Raw genomic sequence first — 21,370 nt, forward strand, 5'->3', positions numbered from 1 at the left:
CGAACGGGACAGTAGACGTCGCAGAGGGGAGCCCGTCGGTCCCACCTGTAACACCCCGGCGTGTGAGTTCCAGCCGGTGGTCAGCCGCAGATCTGCGGACCTGCGCGCCTTGCGCCCAGGCGGTCCGACCAGCCGCGCACGGCAGCTCACCAGCGCACGACCTTCGATTCCTGGCTCGACCGAACATCACGACGGCCTTTAGAACGGCGGGCGGGTCCGGCGGGGGTGCCGGGGGGGAAAGACGGGGTGGTCGATGTGGTGGTGCTCGATCTCGACCCCGTACCGGCCGCCCCACGCCGCCCAGACGAGACGTCCGACCGCCTCGGCTACAGCGACGCTGCGGTGACGTCCTCCCTTTCTCTCGCCTATTCCGAGTTGTTGCCGAACATCAATCGATCACGGGTCGTCTGTAGCTCCCCCACGCCAAGCCGGTTTAGGGACGTGCGACGTGCACTGCATCTGTTGGCGGGTGGGTTGGCCCTCGTCGAGGCTGAGCGGGTGGGGTCACAGATGGCGTGAGCGCTGGACCGAAAGGGTTTGGCACGGGGGCCACACATCGACGATGATCACCTCATGACCACCAGAAAGGGCCATGCCTTCTAGGCCCGCTTCGCTCTCCACCGCTCGCGCACCGCCGCCGCTCACCGCAGCGCCCGAACGCCGTGACCGCCCGCCCAGGAGAGCCCGCCCGTGCAGAAGACTGCCCTCGTTCCCTATGCCCACCTTCCCCGAGCGCACCACGCCCACCACGTCCTGACCAGCACCGTCGACGTCTTCGGCACCGCCCACTGGCTGCTTGCCGACCGCGCTCCGCAGCCCGGCGGCGATGCCCTGCCCTTCGACGCGCTGGTCGTCTCCGTACATCCGGGCGGCGAGGTCGAACTCACCGAGCTGAGCGCCGTGCGGGCCCGCTGGCCGCACCTGGACCGCCTGCCTGACGGCGGGTTCGTCGTCGCAGCATCCCGCGCCCGCCGGTACGAGGACGCGGACCAGGTCCAGGTCTTCGACGCGCTCGGCCGCGAGGCCTCCTCCTTCTCCGTCGGGGACGCCATCGAGCACCTGCTCGTGGACGAGGCCGGCCACATCTGGGTCGGGCACTTCGACGAAAACCCGGTCGGAATCCGCCGCTGGAGCCCCACAGGCCACATCTACTGGACGTCCGACAGCGCAAGCATCCCTGGCCTCTTCGACTGCTACGCCCTGAACGTGTCGGGCACCACCGCCTGGGCATGCACGTACACAGACTTCCCGCTCGTCGAGATACGCCCCGACCGGCCCGTGAGGGTGTGGCCGAACCAGGTACGGGGCGCCAAGGCAGTGGCCATCCACGGCGAGCGGGTCGCCTTCTACGGCGGCTACGGCGAAGAGGTGGACCGGCTCACCCGCGGAGAGCTCACCGAAGCATCCGTCGAGCCAACGGACGTCGGCCTGCTCACCCTGCCCGACGGCCACCTGCCCGGTCGCCGCCGCGCCGTCAGCCGAGGAAGCAGGATCTACGTCCAGGCCGAGCCGTTCACCGCGTGGGGCGTGGTTGACCTCAGCAGCTGAGCCCCGAAAGGAGAGACATGCGGCAAGATGCGGACGCATGCCCCTCTCATCGCGTTTCACCATGCCGGGCCAGGTCCGGGCTGTGGCCACATCCGACGCCTCTGGGCCACTGACCGTGACCGGCTACGGCCCGAATCCGCTGGCGACCGTCATCACGAGGGTCGACCTTTCAGGCAAGGTGGAGTGGCAGCGGACCTACCCCGGGACAGGCAGGCCGCAATCCCGTCTGGCCACGGACGGCACGCTGTGGCTCGCCTACCCAGACCGCGGCGGTCAGCTCCTGGAAGGTGTTCTGCCGGACGGTTCCACTGGGCCCACCGCCCGCCCGGAGTGCCGCGCCAATGAGGATATCGGCGCATTCGTCCTCCTCGACGACGGGTTCGTCATTTCCTGGGTCAGCGGCTCCCGCATGGTCCGTAGGGAACGAAGCCGACCCACCTCTGTACCGGAGCCTCGCGTGGCCCGGTACACGAGAGAGGGGGAGTGCCTCTGGTCCACGCCGATTACGCTCGGTGCGGTCTCGTTCCCGGGTGTGGTGGAGATGGGAGACCGGACGGGATGGGAGATCCGGCCGCGTAGACCTTGGGTCCCGGAGGAGATCGGTATTGATCACTGGGAGCCACTGCTCGTATCGGCCGACCGGATCGCAGCCAGTTTCACCGACACACGGGGTGGCATCGGAAGGACGTTCTTCCTCGACCTGGACAGTGGCGCGACCATCTCGGTCACCGCTCCCGCTCCCGCAGGCCGAAAGGCGATAGCTGGTCCTGGCCAGTTCCTGCTCGGATCCCAGGGTTACGGTGCCTTCACGACCGGCCGTTTCGGCCGGGACGGTGTCGAAACCGCACGCTGGGCCAGCCATGGGGCAATGCTCGTCGACAAGAACGGCGGCGTCTGCGGCCCGGAGCTCGAAAACAGCCTGCCTTCGCGATCACGCTTCCGGCGGCTCGCACCGGACAACAGCCTTGTGGACGGGCCGCCCCTGGCGGGTTACTACACGTCCTACCCTGCGATGGACTGCGAGGGAACCGCGGTGTTCTGGCGAGACGGCAAGCTGCTCGCTGTGGACACGAATCTCGCCGGACACGAACTGTTCGCCATGGATGACAGCAGAGCGGTTATCGGTCGTGCGCTACTGCTGAGCGAAGGCACTGTAGTCGTCTCCCTGGACAACGAGGTCCTGGTCTTCCGTACACCGCTGGGGTCCCTGGCCGAGGGCCCCTGGCCGTGCGGGGAAGCGAACCTCCGGGGCAATCCTCTCCTGAGCTGAAACTGCCTGCGTGAGGGCGGAAGAGACTGAAGCTGAGCATGGAGCTGGCAGGACGGGTCGACTACAAGACTCGTTCGCAGGACGCGCTCAACAGCCATGTCGCCTCGCCCTTCAGGCCCTGGTGGGCATGCTCCGGACGGGGCTGCGGTGGGTGGTGCTGTCGGTGCGCCTGTCCAGCTCGGTCCGGAGTTCGTGGATGACCTGGGCATAGACGGCGACACGCTCGCGAAGCCGGTCGTTGTCCTCCCGCAGGGCCTGGGCGGCGGCTTCGGCGTCGATGGCGCGGGCGTGCAGGTGTTGAACATAGGCCAGGACGTCGGCCAGGACGCTGCGCGGCATCCAGAACCGGCGCCCACGGCCGCCCTTGGCGCATGCCTCCGCCAGCCGACAGGTGTAGTAGGTGCGGGTCTCGTCGTCGGCGGGCAGCTACAGGCGCAGGACGCTGGCCCACTCACTCAACCGCAGCCCGGTGCCGTAGAGCCCGTCGACGAATGCGCAGTCGCGCTGGCTGTTGCGCCCCCGCCACCCGTCGATCTCCCGACCGCGCAGGTCCAGTCCGCGCAGCCCGACGTCGACCCAGCGGGCGTAGCCGGCCGGGTCCAGCCACTTCACGTCCTTGCTGCGTACGAGATGCGGGCCTGCCTCGAACGATTCCGTCACCGTGCCCGGGTCAGGGCCGGGAACCTGCCGTCGGGCCACCGGATCGCTCACTCCGAACCGGACTCCGGCCCAGCGGTAGAGCGCGCTGATCGCGACCAGGTCGTCCAGCACCGTCCCGCCGGCCACGCGCCGGACATTAGCCTCGGCGGTCATCCGCCAGAACTTGAAGCCGGCGACGTCCTCTTCGTCGGCGTCGTGCCAGGCCCGGCCCACCGCGTCAAGGAACCCCAGCCAGACGGCTACCGCGAAGGCGTACTTCCTCCGCATGCCTGCCCTCGCGTTACGCATACGCGCCGAGGCGAAGAACCCGTTGACCTCCGGCACCGACCAACCATCGGCCCGCAGCAGCACCGGCTGCCCCGGCTGCGTACCGTGCATGTGCGCCCACTCCGCCAGCATCGGCAGGCCCGCCAGCACCGGATCGGCCGCATACCACGACACCCCCCGCCGCGGGTCGCACCAATGCACCTGCCACCGCGCCAACGGCCCGGCGGCTTGCACCTCAAGTTCATCGATCCGCCCGAACAAGCGCCCCAAGAATCCCACCGACAAGCCCCCGGGCAAATGACCCTGTTCAGTCCGACCAGTTGAACATCAGCTCGCCGACCGTGCCGGGGCGCCAGTAGCCCACCTGCTCCAGCTCTACTTCGGCGAGCTCACTGGTGTCAGCCGAGGCCAACGGCATGTTCAGTTCATCGACGTCGAGCAGTCGGAAGCCGGCCATCTCAAACGCGGCCGCCCATGCCGGCGGGGGTGTGAAGTCCGGCAAGGGCGCACCAGCCTGCGGCGGGCTCGCCACAAAGGCGACGACCGGGAGCGCCTCGTGGCACAAGACCGCAGACAGACCGGATGAGGTGGTGATCAGAGCCGTATGGAAGCTCGGCGTGGTTCCGGCCGGGGTCACTTCGCCGACCGTGCCCCGAATCGATCGGGCCACAGCGTGGCAGGCAGTTCTGAGGGCCACGACGTCCGCCCGCGGCAACGGGTCATCGCCATGCCCCCCAGAACCCGGTGGCTCCGCGCGCGACACGGATCAACGCACGACTCAACTTTCATTGTGGCCGTCAGGTCTGCTGACAAGAGTGCCACGCGACTCAGCCGCGTGATCACATGCCTGGTTCTGCCACCCACCGGAACCACCTCTTGGGTGGCCCGATCAGTCGCGAGGGTGGGGAATTACATGAACTTACCCCTGGGGAATAACGCGATCGTCCACACCGCGGAATGACGCTGGCCGGACCCCTCGCGAGGGAGATCGCGAAGACGGCGGGAGACAATCGCGGCGACCGTGGTGCGCAGCGGGTCGGGCAGTCGCTGGGATACCAGCGCGTGCCGGATCTCCAGCGGGGTGTAACCGGACTCCAGCATGCCGGTGACCACCAGGCCCTGATCTCTCAGGGACTCAGCGTGCGTGATGGTCCACTCCGGCGCCTGCGCCGCAATCGCCCGCAGTATCTGCACCCTGGGCGTCGGGTCCCCGGCACTACGCCGGAAACCGGGGCTGAGCTACCGCCGGTCTCGGAACCTGCATACACACCCGTATACAGTTCCTGCCTAACCACGAGGGGCGAGTAATGCAGTCGACGATCGAGGACACCTCAGCCCGCTGCAACGGCAAGCCCGTGCTCGCCATGGTGGCGTTCACGGGGCTGCTCAGGTGAGCGGCAGCGATGACTTTCGGTCAGAGCAAGTAAGGGACCTGAGGTGGCGGATGTGCGACGTGGACAATGATGGGCTATGGATGCGGGGGTTGCTGCGGTGCTCGCCGCTGCTTCAGCTGGTGTGCTGAGCGCGGCTGGCGTGACGTCGAGTGCTTTGATCACGGGCCGTACAGCTGTGGAGTCGGCGGCATCGGCTCTGGGCTTGGAGCGGCAGAGGGCTGCAGCAGAGCACAGCCGTGTCGTGCGGGATGCCCGTTTATCTGGCTACGCGACATTCCGTAGCACCGTGATGCTCGCGCTCGACCATCTGATCGCTCTCGCGGAGAACCGGGCTTCGCATGCCGGCGACAGCCCGTCGGTCGACGGTGCGCGCCGCCACATGTGGGCGGTAAGGACGAGTCTGCTCAGTGACGTCATCCCCCTCAACCACGATGAGGCTGCACGCCTTGCAGATGAGCTGTGCCGGCACCTCGGTCATGCCTTGGACGCCGTGGCGCAGCTCGCCGCTGCGGATGATGTCCCGCCGCCGCAGGCGGCGCTCGAGCGCTGGCAGCAGCACTACGACGTGATCGTCGATCACTTCACGCGGCTCTCCCGGGTGACGGGACGCCTCGTCTTCTGAGTGGGCCGGTGCGTCGGGCCACTCAGTGTGGGGGGCGGAGGGTGTCGTTCACGGTTCTGCCCTTTCAGCAGGTGGGCGGGCTCCAGGTAGGTGGCCGTGGTGCAGAACATGGAGGGAACTTGATTTGTACGGCCCCTGCCGGTCGGACATCGCAGGTAGGTTCCGGATATCCGGCGCATTGTTCACAACGGCCGGACAAGCGCAGGCGGACGACCGGGGGTTGTACGGGTGGCAGAGACGAAGAAGCGCGGCCGCGGATGGGCACCGTTACGGCCCGTGAACACGCATGCCGGGTTGCTGGCGGAGTTCCTGCGGCTGCGTGTCGACGAGTCCGGCAAGACCCTCGCGGTCCTGTCTAAGGAGGTCGTCTACTCCACCAGCCAGATCAGCACCTACCTCAGCGGGCGGATCCCGCCGCGCGTCTTCGTTGTCCGCCTGATCGCGGCTACCGTGCCGCCGCTGCTGCGCGAGCGCCGGGAGGTCGAGGCCCTCGGGCTTTTGCGAGATGCCGAGCATCCGCCCCGCAATCCGGCCAAGCCCACCGCGCCGGCGCAGGCCTCCGCCATCGCGTTGGCGCAGGTACAGGCAGAGCAGATCCAGGTCTACGAGCGTCTGACCCGGGCTCTGGAGCAGGAGGGCGAGCTGCGGCAGGCGGCGGAGAACTCGACGCGGGTCGTCGCTACGGCGGCCGGAGCGTTCCTCACGATTGGCCCGGCCGCGGTCCTGCTGCGTGCATGGCGACGGCGGCATCACGCCGGGGCCTGAGCCCGGTCGTCAGAACAAGGTGGCCCCGGGTCGGTGATACGCCGACCCGGGGCCACCTGGTCTGGAACCCTGATCGACGAAGATTCGCTATGGCCTACGTGATCGAAGGTGCCCGACCGGACGACTTCGCGCAGTTGTGGGGCGCGCAGGCCCGGGTGACGCCACAGCAGGTAGGCCGGGACGGACACCACCAGCAGGCCGACGGCGACCAGGAGCAGTAGGACGAGCAGGGTGGTCGTGGACATGAGTCCCCCAGGGTGAGGTGTGGATGCCGGCCGGGTGATGCGGCGGTCCGCACGGTGGCAGAGGGGGTGGTTGCCCGCGCAACCCCTTCAATGTGCCCTGGACACCTGACAGCTCTTCGAGTGTGTGGAGCCGGCGGCGGTCCCGCTCGCCACGCCAGGTATGCGGGAGCGTGCGCCGGGAGCAGGAAGGCGGGCAGCGCGGCCGTGGTCACGGGGTCTCCTTTGCTCGGGTGTGAGCGCCGGTGGGCCTGCCGCGGCGGCGGGCGCTCCGGCCGCTGGGGCTGGGCGCCGCGCCGCGCGGGCAGGCGGGCGGGGCTTGGTGGGTGTTACTTCTGCGGGGGCTCGTTGTCCTGGCGGGCGGCGCGGCGGGCGCGGTGCAGTTCGAGGGTGGTGGTCAGGAGGGTGCCGAGGATCGTGAGGATGTCGGCGGCGAGGGAGAGGGTGTCGTTCATGGTCTGCCCCGTTTCGTGGTGGGTGGGTGGTGGCTGTGGGCAGACCATGGCGGAGAGTTGATTTGTACGGACCCCCAGGACCGAACATCGCAGGTAAGTTCCGGATGCACGCGGTCTTGTCCAGTACGGGCCGGACAAGGACAGCGACGACCGGGGGGGTGTGGTGGGGAAGCCGAAGAAGCGCGGACGGCAGTGGGCGGAGGTTCGTCCCGCCAATACGGAGGCCGGGCTGCTGGCGCAGTTTCTGCGGGCCCGGATCGATGAGTCGGGCAAGACCCTCGCGGTGTTGTCGGGGGAGGTCGGCTATTCCACGAGCCAGCTCAGCACGCTGCTGAGCGGGAAGATCCCGCCGCGTGCGTTCGTCGTCCGGCTCATCGAGGTGACCGTGCCGCCGCTGCTGCGCGAACGCCGCACGGCCGATGCGCTGCGCCTCTTACAGGACGCCCTGTATCCGCCGCGCCGCCCGGCCACGTCGCCCGCGCGCACGACGGAGCAGACCACCGCCGTGAGCGCTGAGCAGACCACCGCCGTGAGCGCGGCGCAGACGCAGGCCGAGCAGATTCAGGTGTACGAGCGGCTGACACGGGCGCTGGAGCAGGTGAACGAGCTCCAGGAGGCGGCCGAGAAGTCGACCCGTCTGATCCTGGTGCTGCTGGGCATGGTGAACACCCTGGACGACCGAGTACGCGACCTGACCGTGGAGCGCGACCGGCTGGCTGCCCAGACCGCCGACGGCGAGCTGGAGGCCGCGAGGAAACGGATCGGCCGGGCCGAGGAGCAAAGGAAGCGGGCGAGGTCGGAGCTCGCCCGCGCGAAGGAGAAGCAGCGCCAGGCCGAGGAACTCGCCGACCAGCTCCGCCAGGAGATCACAGCCCTCACCGACGATCTCGACCGGCTCCGTGGTGACGGGCCCTCTCCTCATGACAGCCTCCCGGCACTCGGCGGGCCTGCCCCGGTCAGCCCGGACCGTGATGCCGATGCCGCGGCCGACGACATCGACACGGCGCTCGCCCGCGCGACAGCGGTCAACGACGAGGACGCCGACACCATCGACCGGATCAGCACCGAGCTCACCAGCGACAGCGTCCTCACCGGCGTAGTGCTGCCGACAACGCCGGACAACTCCCCCACCAGCCCGGACACGGCAAACAAATCCGCCAGTCGGCTACGGGAAGAAGCTGACGCCGCGGCCGCGCGGGGAGACATCACCGACGCCATGCGGCTGTTCGGCCTGCTCTCACAACTCCTGTCGGAGGAAGCCGACGCGGCCGCCGCGGGCGGTGACGCTCTCGAGGCCGCGAGGCTGTACGGCGCCCTGGCGGAGGTCTCGGCCGTGTACCTCGGAGCCGACCACGAGACCACTCTCCGCAGCCGCAGCGAGGAGGCGTACTGGACCGCGGTGGGTGCCCCGGCTGCGGCACGGGATCTGTACGCCCTCCTCACGGCCGACCAGACACGCGTCCTCGGAGCGGACCATCCCGACACCCTCGCCAGCCGCCACACCCACGCCTGGTGCACGGCATTCGCGGGGGAGGTGGCAGGGGCGCTCGCTCTGCTCTCCGGCATCATCACCGACCGCACCCGCGTCCTCGGCTACGACCACAAGGACACCGTACTCAGCCGTCACGTCCACGCCGTCTTCACCGGAACCGCGGGGGACCCCGCTGGCGCACGCGACCTGCTCGTCGACATAGTCGCCGTCCGAGCCCGGGATCTCGGCTACGACCATCCCGAGACGCTGGGATGCCGCCACAACCACGCGGTCTTCACCGGCGCCACGGGGGACCCCACCGGCGCGCGCTACCTGCTCGGCGACATCATCAGCGCCCGCGCCCGCGACCTCGGCTACGACCACAAGGACACCCTGGACAGCCGCCGTAACCACGCGATCTTCACCGGAAACGCCGGAGATCCCGCCGGGGCACGCGACCTGCTCGTCGACATCGTCGCCGCCCACATCCGCAACCTCGGCTACGACCACCCAGACACCCTGACCAGCCGTCACGACCACGCGGTCTACACCGGAAACGCCGGAGACCTGGCCGGGGCACGCGACCTGCTCGTCGACATCGCCACCGCACGAGCCCGCGTCCTTGGGACCGACCACCCCGACACCCTGCTCAGCCAACGCGCGTACGAGAACTGGGCCACCCAGGCAGCCACCCCGCACGGCGAACAGCACACTCCCTGAACTCACACCCACCGGCGAACGGCCGCCGACCGGCATGCGGTACGGGCAGGTGGGCGCATCGGCTGCCTGCGTTCAGCGGTTGAGGTACTCGTAGTGCGTCAGGCGGGAGCTGGCAGCCTTCTCGGTCGTGCCGAGGGCCTCGGCGACGCGGGGCAGGGGGATGCTGTCGCCGGCGATGTACCGGGCGGCGAGCGGGCCGTAGTCGGCGACGAGCGCCTCCAGCTTCCCGGCCGCCTTCAGCACGACGAGCGGCTCGTCGTCGACAAGCTCGTCCAGGCGCTCACGCAGCAGGCGCAGCAGGCCGGTGACGTCGTCGGGCAGGTGGCTTTGTTCACAAGAATGGGTTCTGGCTCAACTTCCGTGGTCTGCACACGGTGAGTGACGATGCGGCGGTGCGGTAGGCGTCGGGAAGTTGCCCGGAATTCGCCCGCGGCCGGTTCGTGGTGGCTGACAGTGCGGGACCGTGGACGATCTGGTGCCCCGGCTGGAGGGGCTGCTGTTTCCGTCGGTCGCGGACATCGCGGTGCTGTCGGTCGACGTGGACATCGAGTCGGTGAACGTGAGGGTCAAGTCCTTGACCGCGGGGCACAGCTGCCCGGGGTGCGGGAGATGGTCGACCCGGGTGCACAGCTCCTACCTGCGGTTTCCCGTCGACGGTCCGATCGGAGGGCGACGGGTCCGGCTGAGCCTGCGGGTGCGGCGCTTCGTGTGCCGCAACTCATCGTGCGCGCGGCGGACCTTCGTCGAGCAGATCAAAGGGCTGACGCGGCGCCACGGCCGGTGGACCGAGCAGTTGCGGGCCACGCTCGCCTCGGTCGGCCTGGCGCTGGCCGGACGGGCCGGTGCCCGGCTGGCCGAAGTGTTCGGGGTGTCGGTGAGCCGGAGCACGGTGCTGCGGCTGGTCGAGGAGCATCCCGATCCGCAGGCGCCGGCCCCGCGAGTGGTGGGCGTCGACGAGTACGCGACGCGCAAGGGACGCGCCTACGGGACGGTACTGGTCGACGCCGAGACCCGCCGGCCGGTAGACCTGCTGCCCGACCGGGAGGCTTCGAGCCTGGCGGCCTGGCTGGCCGAGCGGCCGGGCATCGAGATCGTCTGCCGCGACCGCGCGCCGTTTTTCGCCGAGGGCGCCACCGCCGGGGCGCCGCAGGCCGTCCAGGTCGCGGACCGCTGGCACCTGTGGCACAACCTCAGCGAAGCGGCCGAGCGCGCCGTCACCCGCCACCGACAGTGCCTGAATGCCACAACTCCGTTGGCCAGCCAGGCCGTAACCGTCGAGTCCGCCGACCGGGAGGAGAACGCGGACCAGCCCTGGCCGACAGGCCACCGGTTCGCCGACCGGACCCGGGCCCGGCACGCCGAGGTGCACGCGCTGCTGGCCGCGGGGCACAGCCGGCGCGCCGTCCAGCGGCAGCTCGGCATGACCTGGCGCACGGTCAAGGCCCTGGCCGACGCCGCGAACCCGGAGGAGATCTTTCGGGGCCAGTGGCAGGGCCGCCCGTCCGTCCTGGACGAGTACAAGCCCTACCTGGACGACCGCTGGAACGACGGCTGCACCAACGCCTGGAAGCTCTGGGAGGAGATCGTCCCGCTCGGCTACAAGGGCAGCTACCAGCGCGTCAGCGCCTACCTACGACAGAAACGGACCTCGCCCCGGCCGGTGACCGCGCAGCCGCCGTCGCCCCGCACCGTCGCCGGCTGGATCCTCCGGCGCCCCACGGCACTGTCCGAGGCCGAACAACTCCAGCTCAAGACCGTCCTGGCCCAGTGCCCCGAACTCGACGCCCTGACCCGGCACGTCCGCTCCTTCGCCGTCATGCTCACCGAGCGCCAGGGCCAGCGGCTCCCGGAATGGCTCGACGCCGTCCGCCAGGACGACCTGCCCAGCCTCCACACCCTCGCCGCCGGCATCGACCGCGACCGGGACGCCGTTACAGCTGGCCTCACCCTCCCCTGGAACTCCGGCGTCGTCGAAGGTCATGTCAACCGGATCAAGATGCTCAAGCGCCAGATGTTCGGCCGGGCCGGCTTCGCTCTACTGCGGAAGCGAGTTCTTCTGGCCAGCTGACGACAGCCACCCATAAGGTGACGGAGACGAGAGAAGATGCACCATGGATCCCCGCATACCCCGCCTGCGCCGCAAGCTGGCCGCGATCCCGTTCCAACCACTGCGCAGCCATTCCTTTGGGGAAGAGCAGCACAAGTTCCGCCTCGGTCCAAAGGTGGCGGAAGCGCGCGTGGCTGCATTTGAGGCCGAACACGACATCGTCCTGCCCAGTGCCTACCGGCAGTTCCTCACGCACATCGGTGGCTCAGGGGCGGCACCGTTCTACGGCCTTATGCCGCTGGAGCACTGTTCCCTGCTGGTCATGAATCCGCGCGGAGAACCGGGAACACCTCGCGGCTTCGATGGCGCAGAACCCGGGGCACACGAACGCGACCTCTTCCTCCACATCATCGAGATGGGCTGCACTGACGTGTGCGTCATCGCGGTAACTGGACCCCTCACCGGCCGCGTCCTCATCGGTAACAGCGACGGGTACTGGGGCCCCAACGTCTCCTCCGCCACCGACTTCCTCGACTGGTACGAACGCTGGCTCAATCACATGAGCGCCGGGCGCGACAACCGAGCCCTGGAACTCACGTCACCTCGCCTTCATGCTCATCCAGACCGCCATCGCATGGCCCCGAAGATCTAACTCTCCGTAGCGGCTGCACGAAAGTTGAGCCAGAACCCATTCTCGTGAACAAAGCCAGGCAGGGGAAGCGTGCGGGCGGCGACGTCGTCCAGGTGCTCCTCCCACTCTTTGAGGGGGCCGGAGGTGTCGTAGGCGTCTCGGTCGTGGCGATCGACCTGCTGCCAGTCGAGGGGGAACGTGCGGGCGCCGCGCCATCCGCACGCGCACCGGCCGCGCATCGTCGTCGCGGTCGGGCGACGCAGGGAGCCGTCGTACGCCCACCAGTCGGTCGACTCGTGGAAGTAAGAGCCGCTCACCAGGTCGAAGTAGACCGGGCCCGACTCGGTGCCGTCCGCCAGCAGCACCCCGACCTCGCCCACGTGCGTCTCGAACTCATCGCGCTGCCAACCCATCACGATCTCCTTCTTCTCGCTGGCGGAGGCGGTGTCAGAAGGGCCGCCGGTGCTCAGCGGCTCAGCGGCTCAGCAAGAGTTCACACAACACCGCCAGGAGGAGGCTTGGGTGCAAGGCGTTCGCGGCGATCTGGAGATCGTCGCCGAGTGCTGCGAGGAAGCAGACCTCACCGTTCCGTCGTACCCGTATCCCTCACCAGGCGGACTGCTTCCCTGGACGACCTCGCTTCAGGGCGACCTCTTCCCCCATGCGTCGACACCAGGGCCGCCCCGGGCCTTGATAGAACGGGCCCATGAGTGCGAACGACGACGAGATCGTGCAGGCCGAGCGCCACTTCGGAGTCCGATTCCCCGCTGACTATCGACACTTCCTGGCCACGGAAGGGAGCATGAGCCAGTTCGTTCTTCCTGCGGACGACTTCCTCATGATCCATGCCATCGCGGAGCTCGTCGAAGTCAATGAGGCCGGCGAGTTCCATCCCGGTAGGCACCGCCTCCGATAACGCAGCACAAGCGTAACTCCAAAGCACATGCACCCCGGCAGGCCCGAGACCTCAGCACCGCATGGCTTACCGCTGCCGCGTAAGGATGTACCGCTCACCCGAATCCGGCTCACCGATCCAGGTGAAGACCGTCGGGTGCTCCTCCGTACCGCCGATGTCCCAGCCGAAGGACAGGCTCCCGCAGTCCACGATCCTGAGCTCGTACGGCCGACCGACACCGTCGTTCTCAGTCAGGTGTACTTCAAGCGCTGCACTGAACAGCGTTGGACATGGCACGTTCCCTACGTCGGCCCCACAACAGCGGGCCCGGGCAACGCCGGGCCGTACTACGTCGAGGGACCTTCGCGGACTCAGAAGGTTGGGCGGCTGATACGGCAGGAGGCAATCGCGATGGTCGTGGGAGCGACTGCCGCCCGACTGCGGGCCCGCGTTCGACGGCGCGCCCGAAGAACTGGCCGTGTTCGAGAGCGGACGAGACCTGTGATCGACCGGAGTTTTCGGCCGGGGGGTGCGGACTCCGGGACTTCCCTGGGGAAGACCGTGGATTTTCCGACCGGGAAATACGGGACGTCCACAAGAATGCCCGGCTCTGCGTTGGGGCGGTAGCCTCGCCTCTTGCTGCAGACTTCTTCTGCAGGGCCGGACGGTGGAGGCGCAGGCCGCACACGCAGGCTCTCTGCAGCACTTTTTGACGGGCCGAACTGGCAGTGCAGGATCGCAGCAGCCTGATCGCGTACGGGAGTGCGCTTGGTCAGTCTGAGTCGTACCAGTGGGTGAACGGGCGGTCCGGGCAGGCCAGACATTCGAAGACATAGATGGCGCCGACGCCGCCGATGTCGAGGCCGGTCGGGTCGACAGGAATGGCACGACCACCGTCTTCGTCCCGGTCCTCAATGGGCAGCCAGGTCCGCCACGAAGCCCCGTCGCACTCCCAGCTGGCCACGGTCACCAGATGACTCATCGGCCGGCCGCATTGCTCGCAGTCGGCCTCGCCCGATCCGGTGAACCAGTCCGGGTACCCGCCGAGCTTGGTGCTCGGTGCCTCCGCAAGGTGAGCCGCGTACGACAGCAGCGGGGCTGCCTCCTCCAGCCGGTGGAAGTCCTCCTGCCACGCTTCGGCCAGATCCTCCGGCAGATCCAAGGACGGGTACTCCGCCACCCGCTCAGGGTGAACGACACACGGTGCCGGCACGTGCCAGGCGTCAGCCGCGGAATCGGGGGCGGGCGTGGGCAGGACAGCCCCGACGGCTGCGGAGTCACGCCAGAAAACCACAGGCCACGGTGACGCCGGAAAGTCATGATGGAACGGACACCACAACACCTGCAGAACGTCCCTGCCCTGCGGAAAGGACACGACACCGGTCGGCAGATCCGAACGGAAAGCCTGCACGACCGGCACCATCGGCACCTGGATGCTGCTCGGCATGCCCATCCCAAAATCTTGGTGCGGTCGGGTACACACCGGCCACGCCTCATCAGCCGGCCACAGCAAAGGCCCGCCGACGGAGCTCTGCCCGGCCGACGGGGTACCCCGCCTGGGATGAAGACGGATAGTGTTCCGAGCCAACGCCGCCAGGCCCGGTACGAGTCCGGTCACGTCCACCGGACGCGGGGGCGTCTGGCGTATCCGTCCACTTGCCGGGGCATGCGAATCCATCGCCTGATCAGTCACCAGGCGTACCCTGCCAGACGCCACTGACTCCACCACCGTCGAGAGTGCGAGCCTGGCCGCCGGCGCCGGGTTCAGCCTCGCTGGTTGAGCGCCCGCGTGAGCTCCCGGTTCGCCGCGCGGGCGGCGTCGAGCTCAGCCCACTGGTCGTCGATCTGGCGGGTCAGTTCGATTTCGCGCTGCTTGAGGCGGGGGAGGGTGGCTTGCAACTCGTCGATGTCCGCGCTTGAGATGCCACCGCGTACGGCCTCGAGCCCGGCGCCGGTGACCGACAGGACACGCTCAGGCCTGCGGCGTCGTCACGCAGGCCCCAAGAACGACCGATGCCCGTGCGCGTCCGGGGAGGCCATGGGGAGCTCCCGGGTACGGCGACACGGGCGACCGCGGGTGGGGTGGCCGCCCTCGCGGCCAGAGCGGGTGCGATCGAGCTCACGAGAGAGTCCGCGCAGTGAGCTTCGGATTCCGTATCCGCATGCTCATGTGGAGTCAGCGACAGGGTACGGATCCGCGTGGCCGTCTGTCCCCCACCGCGCCAGTGGCGTCTGATCGGGGCCCACAGAGCAGCGGAGTGTCAGGCTCGCTTCTCCGACGCGGTCCGAAACTGCAAAGCAATCTTGCTCGCTGCAGGAAGGCTCGTCTCGTCCATCAGCACAACACTGCCGGTCGTGCCGGAATCGGTCCATGCGCACAAGATCGGCTGACCACCGCCCTGCGGCGTGAGAAAACCGCAGCTCAACTGCCCACCCCACGGTCCCGCCTCGAACGCGGTGACCTCGGTTGCCTTCGCCCCGCCGAAGAAGTTACGCATCTCCTGGGACATGGTGTCGGAGTTCTTCTCCTCGGCCAGTTCCGTATCCCATTCGACCGCGTTAACACGAAGGACGGCCCCGATCGGTCCCTCTCCGGGGCCCTCGTAGAACCAGTACTTGCCTGAACCGTCCTTCCCGGCGGCCATCTCCTCGAACTCGGCAGCCTCCGCGCCGGTGAGCAGCCGGTACGCGCCCACGTTGGAGGCGGCATCGATGGTTCGCTCCGGGACGGCAGGGGTGGCGGCAGCGCTGGGTGGCTCCCCCTCGTAGCTCAGCGCACGCACCCCTCCCACGACCGCCACGGCCAGCAGTACGCCGACGACGATGTTGCGCCGGCGCAGGGCAGACGGCACAGCCCGCTCGGCCTCGACTGCACTCCTCGGGACCGGGCCACTGCGCCATGACGTGGTGGCGAACCAGATGACCGCCATGACGACAGCCGTGATAAGGAGCGCCCCCACCGCCTGGCCGTTGGCATAGGCCTGGGAGGTGGTGTCGATAGAAAGCGTGTGCATGCGGGAATCCTACGGGTAACCGCACGGGTGTTCGCATCCGGGTTTCGATCGGGCCCGAGTGCTCTGGCCTGGACATTCAGCGCCAGGCGAGGCCGGCTTGGCTGAGCAGGCCGCAGCGGCACGGCTGATTCGGCGGCTCGGGCTCGTACACGGCGAGGAGGACGGCGTCGGCTCGTCGGGGGACTTCATGCCCCGCTGTTTTTCATGGCCTTCTTCGACACGACGACGCCATAGCCGGCAGCGTCAGAGCCGAGGCGTGGGATGGAGAACTGAATTCCCGTCTGTTGGCTTTGTCCACGAGAACGGGCTCTGGCTCGCTTTCTCTGGAGGCTTACGGAAAGTGATGTCGGTGGTGGCTGGCAGGATGGCCGGACTCTGCCGTTGATCTGATGGGAGACCGTCGTGACGTCTGCGTACCCGTGCCTGACCCGTGCCTTGGCCGAGGCTTTGGTCGATGTCCTGTGGTTCATCGACAGCAGTGAAGATGAGCAGATGGACCAGGACGAAGCGGTCAGGGTCATAGAGGGTGTCGCACACATGGTCAGCACGCTGCCGAGTGATCAGCGCCAGGAGCTGATCACCCTGCTCGGGGAAATGGCAGCCGCCGAGACCAACCCCGCTCGCCGTGGGTTCCTTGAAGACTTCCCGCAGGGCCTCGGAATCATCGACGATACGCCCTGAAGGACTTCAACGTGCCGCGTAAGGCCAGCGCTAAGAGCTGTCTCTTTTGGCTCCCGGGACCTTGAGGCGTCACGCGCGGTTGGTCTGAGAGTCTGAGTCGGTGGACGACCGACTCAGGCACCGCGAATCCGACTGACCGAAGCGATTGACGCGGTTGCCCATCTGGAACGGGCCGTGCCCGGCCTTGCTGCGCACCGGCTGCCTACGCCGGCCAACGTGGACTGGAGCGTGCTGGAGACTGAGCTGGGCACGGCCGTCCCAACAGATTTTAAGTTGCTGTGCAGCCTTTATCCGACACTCGAACTGGGCGACTTCATCCGAGTGGTCGCACCGATCCCCGGCCAGGAGAAGGCTCGGGTGCAAGGAGTGCGTTCGACGGTCCAGCGGTGTCGGCCAAGTCGCTGCGAAGACTCGACGCCCTTGCGGGCGATGCGGTGGGTGATGCCCCGTTGGCGTAACCATTGCCGCAGGTGGCAGAGTCGTAGCCCTAGTCGGCGTGCAGCTTGCCTGGTCTGCGTCGCCGGGGTCCCCGGCGGGAGCGGATCAGCGGTATGCCCTTCACCAGGGGGATCAGTGCCGGGCTGTCATGCAGGTTCGCCGCCGAGATTCCGACCGACAGGGGCGGACCGGTCCGCTCGGTGATCAAGTGGATCTTCGAGCCGTACTTGCCCCGGTCGACAGGATTCGGGCCTGTCAGGCGACGTGCGGTTCACCTCCGCTCGCGCGGAGAGCACCCCGCGCGCTCGACGAGCTGAAGGAGCGCGGCCGGCTCACCTCCGCTCGAGCGGAGGTGAGCCGTGGCGGAGGTTGTCGGGCATGGGGGCGTTGGGGTGCGCTCCGCGCGAACGGAGGTGAGCCGACGTGGCGCAACGACATTCGGCTCATGTTCTGACGGACTAGGGCAGCGCCCCTTGCTCAAGGCTTCGCTCGGCAACAAGATCCCATCGCCCCCCCACCGAGGAGATCAGTTCTCTCTCAAATGCACAACCTTGAGCAACGGCGTTCTCTTGATCAATGAATCGAACCCCGCTACCTCCCTCGACGTCCAGTACTACAAGTCGGGTGGCAGCGCCATCACCACTCGGCTCGACTTCCTCCGGGCCGGAGTAAACACGTGGGCCGGTTTCCGGTCCATGTTCGCCGGTATGACGTACCGCAACGACTGGAGCGGCCTCTCCAACGGCTGCTCTCCGACCAACGGGCTCCTCAATACGAGCGGTGGGGCGACCTACCAGACTCCGGCCGCGGATCCCTGCTGATGGGCGACCCGGTGCCTCGCGCAACCTGCGACGGCGCCGGGCCCGCCGCCGGTTCACGTTCACGTTCTCGTTCACCGCACAGAGAGTGATCAGGTGCTGTACGCCGTCTTCAACGGGCATGGGATGTTCATCATCCTGGCGACCTTGCTGTCAACAACGGTTGGCATCGTCGTCTACAAGCAGTCTCCGCGTGGAAGCGAGCGCCGTGCCCTCAAGGGCTTGTTCGCGGCATCAGTGACTGCCGTGGTGAGCCTGACGCTCTGGTCGACCGGCTCTCCCGTTCAGCAGCCGCGGACGTGCGTCGTCAACCGCGATCTCATCGAGCCGTTCACCACCGATCAAGGTCTCCTCAACGCCGGTCTGTTCCTGCCGGTCGGACTGCTGGGCGCACTCGCGACCCGAAAGATCGTCGGCACCATAGCGTTCGGTGTACTGCTGACCTCCTCAATCGAGACCCTCCAAGGCGCCCTCACCTTCCTCGGGCGCGGCTGCGACACGAGCGACGTGCTGATGAACTCCCTGGGCGTGGTGACGGGCGCGCTCGTCGGGTGGGCGGTCACCGCCCTCGAGGTGCCCCGGGCTGGATTCCTTCACCCCTGGCGGGCTCGAAGCGCGTACGCTGCTGTGTCCGCGGTCGCTGGCCTTGTCCTCGTCTGGGGCCTCGCCATTGAACCGCAGGCCGTGGACCACACCCTCGGCATCGGACGAGCCGACACCGAGCAGGAAGAAGCGATCCGGGCAGCTGTGGACGAGGCTTTCGATGGCCACTACGAGGTGAGCCGTGTCGACTTCGCGTCCGGGCCCGAGGGCACCGGCACGATCATGGCCGAGTTCTCCGGGGGTGGGTCCGCCGAACTCCGCTGGCCTGCCCGCAACACGTTCCAGGCGTACCTCGCTATGTCGAGCACCGGCGAGCCAAGCAGATATCCACTCCCCGGCGTGGAGACCTCTCCGGTCAACGAGCAGCAGGCGCAAAATATCGCCAGGGAGTACGCCGCTCGCCATGCCGCATGGGGGCTACGGAACGCGCAACCGAAGACCACCAAAGTCGGCGAGAACGCTGAACTCGGCTGGATGTCCAGTTGGCGTCGACACGACCGGAACGGCGTCCTCATGCCCATGAGGCTCGACGTCCAGGTCGATCACCTTGGCCGGGTGTCCCAGCTCATCATGACGGATATCCCAGACCCGCACCTGGCTTCCCCCGCGTAACGAAAGAGGAGGCCATCACAGCGCTCCTGACGGCACGCAAGCAGGACGGGGCGAAGGCGCCCAGGCTGCGCGTTACCGCAGTGCTCCTGGCGATGGAAAGCAAGGAAACCTGGATCCCCGCCTGGCGCATCGACGTGCAGGGCAAGCAGCCTGTCACAGGATCCGTGAACGCCATAACGGGAACCGTGCTCGACGAGTCCCCATAGGGCGATGCTTGCACCTAACACGCAGCCATTTCCTCCAGCCGCCCGACTCCCGAGTCCAACAGTTGCGCCTGAGCGGCGGCCGCCACACCTAGCCGTCGCCGGACGCCCGGCTGGGGCGGGTAGCGCAGCGGAACGAGGGGGGACCGGGCTGCAGCCTCGTCGCGGGTGCCGAGCCAGAGGTCGATGATCTGCCAGGACCGGCCGTCGACGACGAACACCGTCCGGAGCTGGCCTCCTGGCGACGACGGCGGTGCCCTGAGGGGAACGAGGAGCTGCCTGCCCGGTCCGCGACGCCATCGCGCGGTATCCACCCGGCTAGCGGGAGGCACCGCTCCCCCAGTTACTTGGCCAACCCGTTCGACAGCCCTTCCGCAACCGCCATGGCCAACCACCATCCGAGCGGGCCCATCCCCCGGCCCCGCCCTGGCCCGCCGGTATCCGCGTCGCGGCCGGACTGCTCATTCCTCTCAGCGCAGCAAGGATGCCCGACGGGTCGCCATGTCCGGCCGGCTCGCACGGGAAGCAGTCGCGCCTCCCTGGCAACCACAACCCGAATACGGACCCGACCCCATCCCCGGCCGATGTTCACGCGCCGCCGCCCCCCAGGCTCCCCCGGGCTCGCAGGCAGGGAGCAATTCGCCGAGCCGATCGGCACGCACATGAAGACGGAAGCCTCACGTACGCACGGAGCAGAGCCTCAAAAGGGCGCGGGCCGTCCGATCACGACTCCTAACAGTCAGGCAGGATGCCTTCGTGAGCGTCATCGAGATCAAGAGCCCCTGGACACCAGCCCACCAAGCGGTGGAGTCCAGCGACCACGCCACCCTCACCCGCCTCCTCGACGAGGGAGCCGACGTGAACGAGGTCTGCTGCGGGATCACCCTTCTGATGCACGCCATCGACCTGGAGGCAGACGCGGCTGTCCAGTCCGGTCAACCAGTCGACAGCGCGCTCACCGCGATCGTCCTCGCCTACGGCGCCGCCCCCACCACAACCATCAACGGCACCACCGCCCACGACCTGGCCCACTCCTACAACCACAACATGGCCATCCGACTCCTCAACCGCTTCACCCCCACCACGGCCGAGTCACACAACCAGACACCATCTGACCGCCGGCCTTGAGGACCATCCCCTTTCATTCGAAGAGAACAGCAAGGCCGGGTATCCAGGGCCGACTCAGCGTCGGGGCCACCCCCGCACAGGCAGAGAGCAGTCGGCCACGGGCGCCTTCCAGCGGAGCACCAGGAAGGCCATCCCCACGTGGGCGGGAGGCAGGCGCCGCAGAGCAGGTCGAGGTCCTCTCCGGGACCATCCCGCGCGAGCGAGGAGCAGCCGTGGTAAGCGCGGTGGTGAGGTACCGCCCGACATGGGCCGGAACACCAGCAACACTCACCGCATCATGCGTCCAAGCTCAGGCAGTTGCTTCGAGCGCTTCTAGGACAGTGGCGAAAATTCGCCCTTGAGTGACAGTGTGGCAGTCAGTAAATTCAGCCACCCGCCGGACTGCTGTCCGGTGCCGTAGGTCGATATGCAGGGAGACAGGATGCGTGGCAGGTTTCGAACCTGCCGCTGACTCGTGAAACGCGGGCCAGCGGGGTTCTTCATTGACTTGGTTGCCCTGACAAGGCACCGCCTGAGGGAGACGTATGCCCTCAGCCGGAGACCAGGTGACCCCGCTCGCGTATCCGAGGAGTGCACCTTGCTGGACCGTTTGATCGACCTTCTGTCTCCCACCCGGACCCTCCGCGCCGTGCTGGACTTCTGCACCATCGTGGTCCGTCTGCTGCCCGCGCTGGTCGTGATCGTGGCGCTCATCCCCTCGTTCGTCGTCTTCGCGTTCATCTCCGCCGGGGCACGCAGGTCGGTTCTCGACATCGTGGACCGCCTCACGGACTGGACCCTCGCCCGCTCCTGAACTCGATTGAGTGAGGTCGGTGCCGTTCGCCTGACAGCAGGCCAGCGGCACCGACAAGGCCCTGTAAGCATCGAGCCGACGCACCGAAATGGG

General features: G+C 67.9%; 24 protein-coding genes and 1 pseudogene. 14 read left to right on the plus strand and 11 right to left on the minus strand.

The window, feature by feature from the left end:
- Positions 1-690 precede the first annotated feature (690 nt).
- Together ACH414_RS33170 and ACH414_RS33175 are read left to right on the plus strand one after the other, a co-directional pair.
- The gene (locus ACH414_RS33170; RefSeq protein ID WP_398944723.1) at positions 691-1,548 is read left to right on the plus strand and encodes a hypothetical protein; all 858 of its coding nucleotides are present in this window, start codon (positions 691-693) and stop codon (positions 1,546-1,548) included.
- A gap of 37 nt (positions 1,549-1,585) precedes the next feature.
- Entirely contained in the window at positions 1,586-2,818 is a 1,233-nt protein-coding gene (locus tag ACH414_RS33175) for a hypothetical protein (protein WP_398944725.1), read from the plus strand.
- A gap of 111 nt (positions 2,819-2,929) precedes the next feature.
- Here ACH414_RS33175 and ACH414_RS33180 read toward each other — a convergent pair whose 3' ends face one another.
- From ACH414_RS33180 to ACH414_RS33195, 4 genes are all read right to left on the minus strand, one after another.
- Complete coding sequence (locus ACH414_RS33180; RefSeq protein ID WP_398944726.1) at positions 2,930-3,157, minus strand: hypothetical protein; 228 nt, start codon at positions 3,155-3,157, stop codon at positions 2,930-2,932.
- An 87-nt stretch (positions 3,158-3,244) separates the two neighbouring features.
- Entirely contained in the window at positions 3,245-4,006 is a 762-nt protein-coding gene (locus ACH414_RS33185) for a hypothetical protein (RefSeq protein ID WP_398944728.1), read from the minus strand.
- A 46-nt stretch (positions 4,007-4,052) separates the two neighbouring features.
- On the minus strand, positions 4,053-4,382 hold the full coding sequence (locus tag ACH414_RS33190; protein ID WP_398944730.1) for a hypothetical protein: 330 nt from the start codon (positions 4,380-4,382) through the stop codon (positions 4,053-4,055).
- Positions 4,383-4,654: 272 nt separating this feature from the next.
- A complete protein-coding gene (locus ACH414_RS33195) occupies positions 4,655-4,939 on the minus strand; it encodes a hypothetical protein (protein WP_398944732.1) in 285 nt (94 codons plus the stop codon).
- 486 nt (positions 4,940-5,425) lie between these two features.
- Here ACH414_RS33195 and ACH414_RS33200 point away from each other — a divergent pair, with 486 nt between their 5' ends.
- From ACH414_RS33200 to ACH414_RS33210, 3 genes are all read left to right on the plus strand, one after another.
- Positions 5,426-5,761: a hypothetical protein gene (locus ACH414_RS33200; RefSeq protein WP_398944733.1), complete on the plus strand. Its 336-nt coding sequence runs from the start codon at positions 5,426-5,428 to the stop codon at positions 5,759-5,761.
- A 276-nt stretch (positions 5,762-6,037) separates the two neighbouring features.
- Positions 6,038-6,526, plus strand: coding sequence for a helix-turn-helix domain-containing protein (locus tag ACH414_RS33205; protein WP_398944735.1), 489 nt, complete (start codon positions 6,038-6,040; stop codon positions 6,524-6,526).
- Positions 6,527-6,615: 89 nt separating this feature from the next.
- A complete protein-coding gene (locus ACH414_RS33210; RefSeq protein ID WP_398944736.1) occupies positions 6,616-6,747 on the plus strand; it encodes a hypothetical protein in 132 nt (43 codons plus the stop codon).
- Between the two features lie 350 nt (positions 6,748-7,097).
- On the opposite strand, the gene ACH414_RS33215 is transcribed toward ACH414_RS33210, so the two are convergent.
- The gene (locus ACH414_RS33215) at positions 7,098-7,223 is read right to left on the minus strand and encodes a hypothetical protein (protein WP_398944738.1); all 126 of its coding nucleotides are present in this window, start codon (positions 7,221-7,223) and stop codon (positions 7,098-7,100) included.
- Between the two features lie 163 nt (positions 7,224-7,386).
- On the opposite strand from ACH414_RS33215, the gene ACH414_RS33220 reads away from it, so the two are divergent.
- Positions 7,387-9,414 (plus strand): tetratricopeptide repeat protein, encoded by a 2,028-nt coding sequence (locus tag ACH414_RS33220; protein WP_398944740.1) that lies wholly within the window; start codon positions 7,387-7,389, stop codon positions 9,412-9,414.
- A 72-nt stretch (positions 9,415-9,486) separates the two neighbouring features.
- Here ACH414_RS33220 and ACH414_RS33225 read toward each other — a convergent pair whose 3' ends face one another.
- Positions 9,487-9,657: a hypothetical protein gene (locus tag ACH414_RS33225; protein WP_398944742.1), complete on the minus strand. Its 171-nt coding sequence runs from the start codon at positions 9,655-9,657 to the stop codon at positions 9,487-9,489.
- 220 nt (positions 9,658-9,877) lie between these two features.
- On the opposite strand from ACH414_RS33225, the gene ACH414_RS33230 reads away from it, so the two are divergent.
- Together ACH414_RS33230 and ACH414_RS33235 are read left to right on the plus strand one after the other, a co-directional pair.
- Positions 9,878-11,482, plus strand: a complete 1,605-nt coding sequence (locus ACH414_RS33230) for an ISL3 family transposase (RefSeq protein ID WP_398944744.1) — start codon at positions 9,878-9,880, stop codon at positions 11,480-11,482.
- Positions 11,483-11,525: 43 nt separating this feature from the next.
- Positions 11,526-12,113 (plus strand): SMI1/KNR4 family protein, encoded by a 588-nt coding sequence (locus ACH414_RS33235; protein WP_398944745.1) that lies wholly within the window; start codon positions 11,526-11,528, stop codon positions 12,111-12,113.
- Here the strand turns inward: ACH414_RS33235 and ACH414_RS33240 are convergent.
- Complete coding sequence (locus ACH414_RS33240) at positions 12,110-12,505, minus strand: hypothetical protein (RefSeq protein WP_398944747.1); 396 nt, start codon at positions 12,503-12,505, stop codon at positions 12,110-12,112. The two genes, ACH414_RS33235 and ACH414_RS33240, sit on opposite strands and share 4 nt — an antisense overlap.
- A 293-nt stretch (positions 12,506-12,798) precedes the next feature.
- Between ACH414_RS33240 and ACH414_RS33245 the strand changes: the two genes are divergently transcribed.
- Positions 12,799-13,008 (plus strand): SMI1/KNR4 family protein, encoded by a 210-nt coding sequence (locus tag ACH414_RS33245; protein ID WP_398944748.1) that lies wholly within the window; start codon positions 12,799-12,801, stop codon positions 13,006-13,008.
- 751 nt (positions 13,009-13,759) lie between these two features.
- Here the strand turns inward: ACH414_RS33245 and ACH414_RS33250 are convergent.
- From ACH414_RS33250 to ACH414_RS33260, 3 genes are all read right to left on the minus strand, one after another.
- Complete coding sequence (locus ACH414_RS33250; protein WP_398944750.1) at positions 13,760-14,434, minus strand: DUF1963 domain-containing protein; 675 nt, start codon at positions 14,432-14,434, stop codon at positions 13,760-13,762.
- 317 nt (positions 14,435-14,751) lie between these two features.
- Complete coding sequence (locus ACH414_RS33255) at positions 14,752-14,886, minus strand: hypothetical protein (protein ID WP_398944752.1); 135 nt, start codon at positions 14,884-14,886, stop codon at positions 14,752-14,754.
- A 362-nt stretch (positions 14,887-15,248) separates the two neighbouring features.
- Positions 15,249-16,001 (minus strand): hypothetical protein, encoded by a 753-nt coding sequence (locus tag ACH414_RS33260; RefSeq protein WP_398944754.1) that lies wholly within the window; start codon positions 15,999-16,001, stop codon positions 15,249-15,251.
- Between the two features lie 402 nt (positions 16,002-16,403).
- Between ACH414_RS33260 and ACH414_RS33265 the strand changes: the two genes are divergently transcribed.
- Entirely contained in the window at positions 16,404-16,682 is a 279-nt protein-coding gene (locus ACH414_RS33265) for a hypothetical protein (protein WP_398944756.1), read from the plus strand.
- Between the two features lie 365 nt (positions 16,683-17,047).
- Here ACH414_RS33265 and ACH414_RS33270 read toward each other — a convergent pair.
- Positions 17,048-17,376: pseudogene (locus ACH414_RS33270) on the minus strand (transposase); the annotation flags it as partial.
- Positions 17,377-17,689: 313 nt separating this feature from the next.
- Between ACH414_RS33270 and ACH414_RS33275 the strand changes: the two are divergent.
- The 4 genes from ACH414_RS33275 (at position 17,690) to ACH414_RS33290 (ending at position 21,277) form a co-directional block, all read left to right on the plus strand.
- The gene (locus ACH414_RS33275) at positions 17,690-17,941 is read left to right on the plus strand and encodes a hypothetical protein (RefSeq protein WP_398944758.1); all 252 of its coding nucleotides are present in this window, start codon (positions 17,690-17,692) and stop codon (positions 17,939-17,941) included.
- 93 nt (positions 17,942-18,034) lie between these two features.
- On the plus strand, positions 18,035-19,153 hold the full coding sequence (locus ACH414_RS33280; protein WP_398944760.1) for a VanZ family protein: 1,119 nt from the start codon (positions 18,035-18,037) through the stop codon (positions 19,151-19,153).
- A 959-nt stretch (positions 19,154-20,112) separates the two neighbouring features.
- Positions 20,113-20,484, plus strand: coding sequence for an ankyrin repeat domain-containing protein (locus ACH414_RS33285; RefSeq protein ID WP_398944762.1), 372 nt, complete (start codon positions 20,113-20,115; stop codon positions 20,482-20,484).
- Positions 20,485-21,061: 577 nt separating this feature from the next.
- On the plus strand, positions 21,062-21,277 hold the full coding sequence (locus ACH414_RS33290) for a hypothetical protein (protein ID WP_398944763.1): 216 nt from the start codon (positions 21,062-21,064) through the stop codon (positions 21,275-21,277).
- Positions 21,278-21,370: the final 93 nt, after the last annotated feature.

Origin of the sequence: Streptomyces sp. NPDC020422 (assembly GCF_044386705.1) — a bacterium.
Taxonomy (GTDB): Bacteria; Actinomycetota; Actinomycetes; order Streptomycetales; family Streptomycetaceae; genus Streptomyces.

What these genes read in the sequence shown, in the direction of transcription:
- ACH414_RS33175 (WP_398944725.1), top strand. Translation starts at nt 1,586, where the DNA reads ATGCCCCTCTCATCGCGTTTCACCATGCCGGGCCAGGTCCGGGCTGTG.
- ACH414_RS33180 (WP_398944726.1), bottom strand. Translation starts at nt 3,157, where the DNA reads ATGCCGCGCAGCGTCCTGGCCGACGTCCTGGCCTATGTTCAACACCTG.
- ACH414_RS33210 (WP_398944736.1), top strand. Translation starts at nt 6,616, where the DNA reads ATGGCCTACGTGATCGAAGGTGCCCGACCGGACGACTTCGCGCAGTTG.
- ACH414_RS33215 (WP_398944738.1), bottom strand. Translation starts at nt 7,223, where the DNA reads ATGAACGACACCCTCTCCCTCGCCGCCGACATCCTCACGATCCTCGGC.
- ACH414_RS33235 (WP_398944745.1), top strand. Translation starts at nt 11,526, where the DNA reads ATGGATCCCCGCATACCCCGCCTGCGCCGCAAGCTGGCCGCGATCCCG.
- ACH414_RS33240 (WP_398944747.1), bottom strand. Translation starts at nt 12,505, where the DNA reads ATGGGTTGGCAGCGCGATGAGTTCGAGACGCACGTGGGCGAGGTCGGG.
- ACH414_RS33245 (WP_398944748.1), top strand. Translation starts at nt 12,799, where the DNA reads ATGAGTGCGAACGACGACGAGATCGTGCAGGCCGAGCGCCACTTCGGA.
- ACH414_RS33250 (WP_398944750.1), bottom strand. Translation starts at nt 14,434, where the DNA reads ATGCCGAGCAGCATCCAGGTGCCGATGGTGCCGGTCGTGCAGGCTTTC.
- ACH414_RS33260 (WP_398944754.1), bottom strand. Translation starts at nt 16,001, where the DNA reads ATGCACACGCTTTCTATCGACACCACCTCCCAGGCCTATGCCAACGGC.